Genomic DNA, 8,986 nt, shown 5'->3' on the forward strand with positions numbered 1-8,986 from the left:
CCGCCAGCTCCTCCCGAATCCTCACCAGCCCATAAAAAGGATCGCTATCTCGCCGATTCGCCCCTGGCGCAAAATCCAACAGCGCCGTCGGCACTGGCAAACACGCCGTCGCTGGCAACTCTTCTATCGCCTTCGCCAGCTCATCATCCTCTTTCCCCTTCGCCCGCTGCCACTGCTCCGCCGTCAGCCCCTTACACACCTTCGTCCGCAGATACTTCAGCAGCAGCGACTTGCCATTTCCCCCCGCCCCATGAAAGAACAGAATCTCCTTCCTCGGCGGATCGTTCAGCCGTTCAGCCAGCAAACGAGTAAAGCTATAGCGATCAGTGAAAAGGTCAAGCGCGCGATCGCCTTCCGTAATCGAAGCAATCGGCTGCAAATCGTTATCAATGCTCATACGAAGGAAAAAGCAGCAGAACCGCCCTCATCCTGACAAATTTTGATAAGACCCATCGTGAATTTTCATAGCGTATTATCAGACGCACTTTGAAGTTTTACCTGTCCGCCTGCTTCGATAATTATCGGCGAACATAGCGAGAACCAATACGTACAATCCAGATCTGCGCGTTAGGGCGACGAGATTCTAGGCGATCGCAAGCCGCTATCTCATTTTCATCAATCTCAAAATCCTCACTCTCAATATCTATAGCCACAATTCTGCGATCATTCGATCCACCTTGAGTTGCATCGCCAGCATCAATCTGAGGTCGAACCCGCGACTCATAGATCTCATCGCCCCGCCGCGCAAACTCTTCTTTACTGTATTTAGGCTGTCGTATCACCATCACCGCAGGCTCCATTTACTTTTGCATTCGCAAGCCGACTACAGTTAAGTTTACAAGCTCCCTTCAGCCCTCAACCCCAAGAGGAGCTGCATCGCCTTCATCTCGACAGAGATGTGACCTTGCCTCATCCTCTTCTGGCAGTAAGACTGTAATAATGCTTACACTCATGACAAAATGTTGCGAAATCTTTCCTTAGATAGAGCACCCCTCTAAGCTTTAAACTTAGGAAACATACTAAGTACCTTTAAACATGAGCAACAATTTAGCGACCCAGCTCCGTGAGGGCACTAAAAAAGCTCACACTATGGCCGAGAACGTCGGGTTTGTTCGATGCTTTTTGCGTGGTGTGGTAGAGAAAAAGTCTTACCGCAAGCTAGTAGGCAACTTCTACTTCATCTACTGCGCGATGGAAGAAGAACTAGAGAAGCACAAAGATCATCCCGTTGTTTCTAAAATTTATTTTCCAGAACTTAACCGCAAGCAGAGTTTAGAAGAAGATTTGGCTTTCTACTACGGCCCCAACTGGCGCGATGAGATTCAGCTAACCAAGGCTGGCAAGCGCTATGTTGAGCGCATTCGAGAGATTTCTGCGACTCAGCCAGAGCTTTTAGTAGGCCACTCCTATACGCGCTATCTAGGCGATCTGTCTGGTGGGCAGATTTTGAAAACTATCTCTCAGCGGGCAATGAACCTGTCTGGCAGCGATGGCGTTTCTTTCTACGAATTCCCGACGATCGAAGACGAAAAAGCCTTTAAGCAAAACTACCGGGCCTCTTTGAGTGAAGCGCCTGTAGACGATGCTATGGCCGATGCGATTGTAGAAGAAGCAAATGATGCCTTTGGCATCAACATGGCTCTGTTCCAAGAGCTAGAAGGTAACTTGATCAAAGCAGTCGGCGTCATGCTGTTCAATAGTTTGACTGGCGGCCAGCGTCGCGGTAGCACTGAGCTAGCCCCTGAAGGCTAAGTCTAGCAATTAGACTCTATTCCGCCTTTTGAACAGACAAGTCTTTTGAACAGACAGGTCTTTTGAACAGATAGGTCAGTTGAACAAACAGATTGAATATGCGAATTGATTGAGCAGCTATTGGTTATCAGTGGCTGCTCTTTTCTTGTTCAACTGACCAAACTAATCTATCCATTCAATGTATATACCATTAGAGAGAGTTTGAGGGTTGTGACTACCGATATAAGTAAACGGAGGTATCAACAGAACGTCTCTCTCCTGCTCCTTTCAATTCGCAGCTCATGACAGAATCCGTCTCCAGTAAATCTAGGGAGCATCAAGACAACAGATCAGATTCGTGGCTAATAAAAGCGACTCTGTTGCTAGCCAGTACGCTAACGGTGATGTCCGGCGCAACGATTGCACCTTCCTTGCCAGCGATGCAGGCGCATTTCTCGGGCGTCGACAATGCTGACTTTTGGGTGAAGCTGGTGCTGACAGTCCCGGCGCTGTTCATTGTGGTGGGCTCGCCAATTGCTGGGCAAATGGTAGACAAGGTAGGGCGAAAGCCACTGCTGCTGGGCTCGGCAATTCTGTATGGGCTAGCAGGTAGCTCCGGCGTCTGGCTCAATTCTGTATTTGCAATTCTAGCTGGCAGAGCGTTTCTAGGGATCGCAGTAGCAGGGGTGATGGTCAGCGCGACGACACTAATCGCTGACTATTATCGAGGCGATGATAGGGCCAATTTCATGGGCTTGCAGGCGGCTTTTATGGGATTCGGCGGTGTTCTGTTTCTTTCGGTTGGCGGATTCATTGCCGATCTTAGCTGGCGCTTTCCATTCCTGATCTATCTGCTCTCTTGGCTGCTAGTGCCGACTATACTCTCGGCGCTGTATGAGCCAGATCGCACCCCTGCTGAGCCAGCAGATACTTCGGAATCATCCACTAACGCATCGTTTCCAGTAAAGCTGCTGATCTTGATCTACGGTGCGACTTTGCTACAGATGCTAGCTTTCTACCTGATTCCAGTACAGATGCCGTTTTATCTAGAGCAGTTGACAGGGGCGAGTGCTACTCAGACCGGATTGGCGATCGCACTTTCCACCCTTTTCAGCGCCTTCGCCTCAATGAGCTATGGCAAATTCAAACAGCAATTTAGCTTCATTAGTATTCTGGCGATCGCCTTTGGACTAATGGGCATTGGCTATATCGGCATCGGATTAGTCAGCAGCTATTCGCTGATGCTGCTGGTGCTAATCCCTATCGGAATTGGATTAGGTCTGATTATGCCAAATCTCAACGTCTGGGCGTCTAACGAAGTGCCCGATGCGCTCAGGGGTAGAGCTTTAGGCGGACTCACAACCTTTATGTTCCTCGGCCAATTTTTATCGCCAATTGTCTCTGCACCCATGAGCAATGCTGTTGGTTTAACCGCAACTTACGGGTTGACAGGTGTACTTCTAGCGGTGGTCGGTGCTATCTTGTGGACGTCTAAAAAGCAAGTCTGTCGGCTGGTTCGCAGTAGAGTGGGTCAGACTTAAAGCTGACTTTTGCAAGAAGTTTGCTTAAAAAGCTGCTGCTGTAGCTGAAGCTGCTATTTGTCTATATGTACGTCGAAATGAAGGATGAGTTGAACTGTGAAGGTAGTTTGTATAGGCGGTAGCCTCAGAGAAGATTCGTACAGTATGCAGGCGCTGGAGCTAGCGGCTGAGCGGCTGCGATCGCGAGGCGCTGAGGTGAAAGTTTTGGATCTTAAGCAGATGGCTCTACCCTTTTGCGACGGCGGTAGCGACTATCCTGATTACCCAGATGTTGAGGTGATGCGATCGCACGTCACCGAATCAGACGCCCTCGTGATCGCCACGCCTGAATATCATGGCAGCGTCAGTGGCGTGATCAAGAACGTCCTAGATCTAATGAGCTTCGATCATCTAGACGGCAAAGTCACTGGCATGATCAGCGTACTTGGTGGCCAGTCAAACAGCAATGCGCTTAATGACCTGCGGGTGATCATGCGATGGGTGCATGCCTGGGTTATTCCTGAACAAGTCGCCGTTGGGCAAGCATGGAATGCCTTCGACTCTGAGGGCAATTTCAAGGACGAAAAACTGTCGCAACGGCTCGACGCCTTTGTCAAAAGCCTCTTTGAAAATACAGAAAAGCTAAGGAGTTAATCAGCAGCCTAGCGTTGGTTGTGACTTCCGGCAATTTGGGCTAGACACGTTTGGGCTAGAGATTACGACTAATCGGCAGAGTTATGACGAATGCTGCGCCTTGCGCTATGTCTTCGTCTAGTCTGAGCGTTCCTTGGTGATTATCTTCAACAATCTGCCGCGCGATCGCTAGCCCTAAGCCTGAGCCGTCACCCACAGGCTTAGTCGTAAAAAAGTAATCAAACACTTTGGATTGGTGCTTTTCTTCTATGCCTACACCATTGTCTTGAATACGAATGACTGCTTGGTTTAGATCATTCGTTCGAGTACTGATTTGTAGCTGAGGTAACTCGCATGAACTGTGAGTGCCCATCTTGCCCGCCTGGCAAGCAATTTTCATACTATAGATAGCGTTAGTCAGAATGGTTAAGATGACTTGATTAATCTGAGCAGGGTCGCACTCTATAGAGGGAATATCACCGTAGTCCTTAATGACTTCTATTCTAGGATGTTCATTGCTGGCTGATAGCTGGTAGCTAAGTACAACAAGTGTGCTTTCAATCCCCTTATGGATATCAACTCGCTTAGTACCCGATTCATCTAAACGAGAAAAGTTACGAAGAGAGTTTACAATGTTACGGATGCGAGTAGAGCCTACACGCATAGAGGTCACTATTTTGGGCAAGTCTTCAATAATAAAATCAATCTCGTTTTCAGGAGATGGAACAATACCACTGTTAGATATATTCGGAGTCGCTTGCACTAGTGCGAGTATGCTGCTGACGTAGTTTTCGATATGAGATAAATTGGCATGTATAAAGTTGGTTGGATTGTTGATCTCGTGGGCAATCCCGGCAACCAGTTGGCCCAGGCTAGCCATCTTCTCACTGTGAACAAGCTGAGCCTGAGACTGTTTCAACTGATGTATTGTCTCGTTGAGTTCGGTCGTTTGCTGATGAATAGTGCGTACGTATTCTGCCTGCTTCAATGCAATGCCGAGCTGTTCAGCAACTTGAACTAAAAGCTGCACTTCCTCATTTTTCCATTGTCTAGGCTCAGAATTCTGATAAGCCGCTAAAAGTCCCCAAAGCTGTTTATCTAGGTAGATAGCAATAATGGCATAGGAACGAGCTTGATAGCTCTCTAATACTTCTATGTAGCAATCGCTAAAATCAGCAGCGTAAATGTCTTCGCAGATTCGGAATACTTCTCCTTGAACGAAAGCACCGCCATAGGTAGCCTGCAAATGTGTATCGGCTGTAGCGTAAGCGTTTAGTAAGCTGACGCTACAGTTGCTGACATTTTTAGATATTAGGTCGTTATCTTGTTGCGCCTCAACTAAAGATACCCACTCTGGGCCTGCTGTCTCAAAAGTGAAACGGCCACTCCAGTCCGAATTGAACTGGTAGATAGCAACCCTATCAGCGTTCAAAATATGACGCATTTCTGTTGTAACCGTCTGACAAATCACTGAAAAGTCAAGCGATCGCCGGATCTGGTTGGTGATCTTTATAAATGTGCTCTGAGCTGCGATTGTCTTTTTATTTGTAGCAGCCTGTGCCTTATAAATTGCCGCAGATAGCCGGGATATTCCTGTTTGACTTGACTCCGAGATGTTGTTAGTCATGGGGTAAAAAAGATTGGGTCAAATATGAAAGTATAGACGGCGTCGGATGCAGTTGTCGGATAATGGCAGTAAAGTAACGGGTGCCATAGCTACAGGTTTCCCTTCTCTTTAGAAGAGATCGCCTATTCTCTTTAGGGGCAATTAGGAGTCAGCAATTAGGAGCCAACGCCTCTAAGAAGTTCAAAATCCTTGATCAAAAGAACAATGTAAGAATACTGTAGGTAACACTACTGGTGCTCACTCTACAAACGAACGGGACTAAAGCTCGCTTTGATCACAAGGTCGTCAAAGTCTTGGTCGCCGCCACCGGACAGATCTTCAAATCCAAAGGTGTTGTTACCTAGCAGGCGCACGTGATCAGCGCCATCACTATTTGCACCTATATGGGTGAAGTAAATATCTGGATCGTTCGTCATGCCGCTGTCGAGTAGATCGGCGATCGCACCATTGCTGACTATAAAGCTGGACAGTAGCTGGCCGCCCGCTATCTGAGTGCTATAGGTCTTCACACTGCCATTTTCTCCGGTCAGATCGGGCGTTACTCGCTTTTGGATCGCTGCGGTGACATAGCCCGCTTCGCCGACGCTGAGCAAGTTTCCACCTTGGTCTCGCACCTGCCCTTCAGCGTTTTCTACCGTAAAGAAGCCAACGACATTATCAAACGCCGCTTCACGGTAGACCATAATATCGGCAGTCACCATGCCCGATACCGACCTTAGATCGATTAGCTCGGATTCTAGGCCACCTTGCAATCCTGCACCTAAGAGTTCGTCGGCAGCCTGTAACTGAGCCGTCAATATCAGATCGCCAAAGCCCGCACCACCGCCTAGATCGAATCCTAATTTTACTTTGGCACCGCCCAGGGCTTCAGCGCGCAGAATCCCGCTATTGATGCCCCCAAGCATTTCTGATATGGATGGCCCAATCTGGAAAGTACCCGCTCCGCCCTGGCGTACGCTGTCTAAGGTGCCGCTTGTGATAATGCCAAATTGCAAGAAGTTATTGCCCTCTAGAGCAATCTGCCTGGCAAACTCTAGCCCTTCAAATGTTCCGGGTTCTAGCGTAGAAAAAATGCTCAGACTCTCAGAAACTAGCGCGTCTAGGTAACCCGTCTCACCAGGTAAAATGCCATTCACCTGGCCCGCCTCGTCAGCGATCGCAACCACGACTTCACTGAGCTGCTGCGTGTTGGTCTCGCTTACGGAAATGTCTAGCTGGCCCTCCATTCCCGAGCTGATTGAGGCGTTGAGCAGTTGATTGCTAATAGGTTCGAGCACACCAATTTCGTTATCATTGACATCGGTGACTAGAAAATCGAAGTCGATAGAGGCGTCAGGCGTATTGCCGACTGTTTCATCGTCCACCTGCAAGGTGATGGTGTAAAAGCTTTGGGTTTCAAAATCGAGCAGCGTATTGGCTCTGAGAAATAGCTGGCTGTCTATGATTTCAAAGATGTCTGAATCGCCTGATTGAAGATCGGCGAGGCTCAATTGGTTGATACCGACTTCATCAGGATCGGTAACAGTGATTTCAGCAAGTTTGATGGCGCTGCTGGTATCTGCGTTTTCGGGTAGAGAAACAACAATCGGTTGGACGGCGATCGCACTAGGCGGCTCATTCACGACCTCTTCACCGACTTCTACTGCGCCAATATCTACCGTGTTATTGAAGATACGATCGAATCCGACGCCGCGTTGATCGATTGGCAGCGTTTCGTCACGATTGTTATCGCTATCCGAGTCCTCGCTATCGACTGGTAGCAAGTTGTTGTTACCGCTATCAATTGCCGGGCTGTTCTCGCCGGGCAAATGCGTCTGTGTGAATCCGCCGTTGTTTTGTAATTCGCCGAGAAGCGGATTAACGGGAAGGGCACTTGTCCCTACTTGATCGTTTTTGAAGTCATTAGTAAATCCGGCGACGGCATCACCGTTCCCAATTATGTTATTCCCGTTGCTGCTGCTACCGAACGAGACATCAGTAAAGTCTGCATCGTTTTGATTGCCAGCAATAATGCTGTTAGCTACGGTGATAGAGCCAACGTTCGAGATGCCTGCACTACTCGGCGCTGAGTTTTGGGTCACCGTCACGCCGACTAAGGAGGCGATCGCTGGCGTCATTAGGTCGAGCGAGATCGTGTTTAGAATCCCGCCGCTGCTCTGCGTTCCAGTGTTACCGCTGATGGTCGTATTGACTAGTGATAGCGTCCCGTCATTGCGGATAGCGCCGCCGTTGAGCGCCTCATTACCGCTGAAAGTGCTATTGAGAATAGTCGCTGAGGCTCCGATGGTGTTGATTAAGCCGCCGCCACCGCTGAATTGGCTACTGCCTTCTATGGCTGAGTTGTTGGCGATCGCACTATTAACAATCAGCAGATCGCCATCATTACGAATGCCACCCCCATCATCAGCGGACTGGTTGTCTCGAACAATAACGTTCTCAATCGTCAAAGACTGCCGGTTATAGATGCCGCCACCATCGTCGTTTCCAGTCGCGCCATCGGTATTGCCGCCTTCTACGATGACGCCATTTAGCATGGCAGTTTCATTGGTATCACTCACAACTACGTGATAGCTGTTGTCGCTATCTTCTCCTGCAGTGCCAATATCGCCACTCAAAATAGTGAGATGCTGCTGCCAGTCCCGTTCTGATAAGTTGACTTCTGTCCCGTCGAATCCGCCATAGATGCTAACGCCCGCCTTGATCTCAAAAGCATCGCTGCGGCTAGAGCCGGGTAGATAAACGCCTTGCGCGATCCAGATTTGATCACCCGTTTGGACACTCTCTAGCGCCGAACTAAGAGACTGGTAGGCCAGGTTCCAAGCACTACCGTCACCACCTACCGAATTTTGATCGACAAAAAGAATACTCAAAGCTGTGTCTACACCCGTCAATGTTCAACGACATATCAAGTTTGCCTAGTTCATTTGGCAGACCTGCTATGTACAAATGCGGAAAGCGACACGAATTTGCAACACGAATTTGCTTATAGCTGGCGCAGCCAAGCTGGCTTCAGACCTGAGCCAAATGTGACGAAAGCCCCTAGCTCTACATCGAGCTAGGGGCTTAAAAGAAACGCTGTAACTAGTTAGTCAAGACTAATCAGTCAAAACTAAGACTTACAGTGCGTTACCACGAGGAAGGACTTCCTCAGGGAATACAAATTTCTCATGCGGCTGGTCCTGAGGACTTAGCCACGCACGAATACCTTCATTCAACAAGATGTTCTTCGTGTAGAACGTCTCAAACTCTGGGTCTTCGGCTGCCCGAATCTCCTGCGATACGAAGTCATACGCTCGCAAGTTCAACGCTAGACCGACAATACCAATCGAACTCATCCATAGCCCCGTCACTGGAACGAACAGCATGAAGAAGTGCAGCCAGCGCTTGTTGCTGAACGCAATACCGAAGATCTGCGACCAGAATCGGTTCGCCGTTACCATCGAATACGTCTCTTCTGACTGAGTCGGCTCAAACG

At 48.8% G+C, this 8,986-nt stretch carries 7 protein-coding genes and 1 pseudogene; 3 read left to right on the top strand and 5 right to left on the bottom strand.

Annotated features, from left to right (window positions below):
- Both IQ256_RS27385 and IQ256_RS27390 read right to left on the bottom strand, forming a co-directional pair.
- A partial coding sequence (locus tag IQ256_RS27385) for a hypothetical protein (protein ID WP_228025342.1) occupies positions 1–397 on the bottom strand: 397 nt, incomplete at its 3' end.
- A gap of 121 nt (positions 398–518) precedes the next feature.
- Complete coding sequence (locus IQ256_RS27390) at positions 519–785, bottom strand: hypothetical protein (RefSeq protein WP_193858864.1); 267 nt, start codon at positions 783–785, stop codon at positions 519–521.
- A 250-nt stretch (positions 786–1,035) separates the two neighbouring features.
- Between IQ256_RS27390 and IQ256_RS27395 the strand changes: the two genes are divergently transcribed.
- The 3 genes from IQ256_RS27395 to IQ256_RS27405 all read left to right on the top strand — a co-directional run bounded on the left by IQ256_RS27395 (position 1,036) and on the right by IQ256_RS27405 (position 3,905).
- On the top strand, positions 1,036–1,752 hold the full coding sequence (locus tag IQ256_RS27395; RefSeq protein ID WP_193858865.1) for a heme oxygenase (biliverdin-producing): 717 nt from the start codon (positions 1,036–1,038) through the stop codon (positions 1,750–1,752).
- Positions 1,753–2,033: 281 nt separating this feature from the next.
- Entirely contained in the window at positions 2,034–3,272 is a 1,239-nt protein-coding gene (locus IQ256_RS27400; protein ID WP_193858866.1) for an MFS transporter, read from the top strand.
- A 96-nt stretch (positions 3,273–3,368) separates the two neighbouring features.
- Positions 3,369–3,905, top strand: a complete 537-nt coding sequence (locus tag IQ256_RS27405; protein ID WP_193858867.1) for an NADPH-dependent FMN reductase — start codon at positions 3,369–3,371, stop codon at positions 3,903–3,905.
- 55 nt (positions 3,906–3,960) lie between these two features.
- Here IQ256_RS27405 and IQ256_RS27410 read toward each other — a convergent pair whose 3' ends face one another.
- The 3 genes and pseudogenes from IQ256_RS27410 to IQ256_RS27420 all read right to left on the bottom strand — a co-directional run.
- On the bottom strand, positions 3,961–5,511 hold the full coding sequence (locus IQ256_RS27410; protein ID WP_193858868.1) for a GAF domain-containing protein: 1,551 nt from the start codon (positions 5,509–5,511) through the stop codon (positions 3,961–3,963).
- Positions 5,512–5,753: 242 nt separating this feature from the next.
- Positions 5,754–8,381: a choice-of-anchor Q domain-containing protein gene (locus IQ256_RS27415; RefSeq protein WP_193858869.1), complete on the bottom strand. Its 2,628-nt coding sequence runs from the start codon at positions 8,379–8,381 to the stop codon at positions 5,754–5,756.
- Between the two features lie 246 nt (positions 8,382–8,627).
- Positions 8,628–8,986: pseudogene (locus tag IQ256_RS27420) on the bottom strand (photosystem II D2 protein (photosystem q(a) protein)); the annotation flags it as partial.

This window comes from cf. Phormidesmis sp. LEGE 11477 (assembly GCF_015207105.1).
Lineage (GTDB): Bacteria > Cyanobacteriota > Cyanobacteriia > Phormidesmidales > Phormidesmidaceae > Phormidesmis.

Coding starts and splice junctions, on each gene's coding strand:
- IQ256_RS27390 (WP_193858864.1), bottom strand. CDS start 785: ATGGTGATACGACAGCCTAAATACAGTAAAGAAGAGTTTGCGCGGCGG.
- IQ256_RS27410 (WP_193858868.1), bottom strand. CDS start 5,511: ATGACTAACAACATCTCGGAGTCAAGTCAAACAGGAATATCCCGGCTA.
- IQ256_RS27400 (WP_193858866.1), top strand. CDS start 2,034: ATGACAGAATCCGTCTCCAGTAAATCTAGGGAGCATCAAGACAACAGA.
- IQ256_RS27395 (WP_193858865.1), top strand. CDS start 1,036: ATGAGCAACAATTTAGCGACCCAGCTCCGTGAGGGCACTAAAAAAGCT.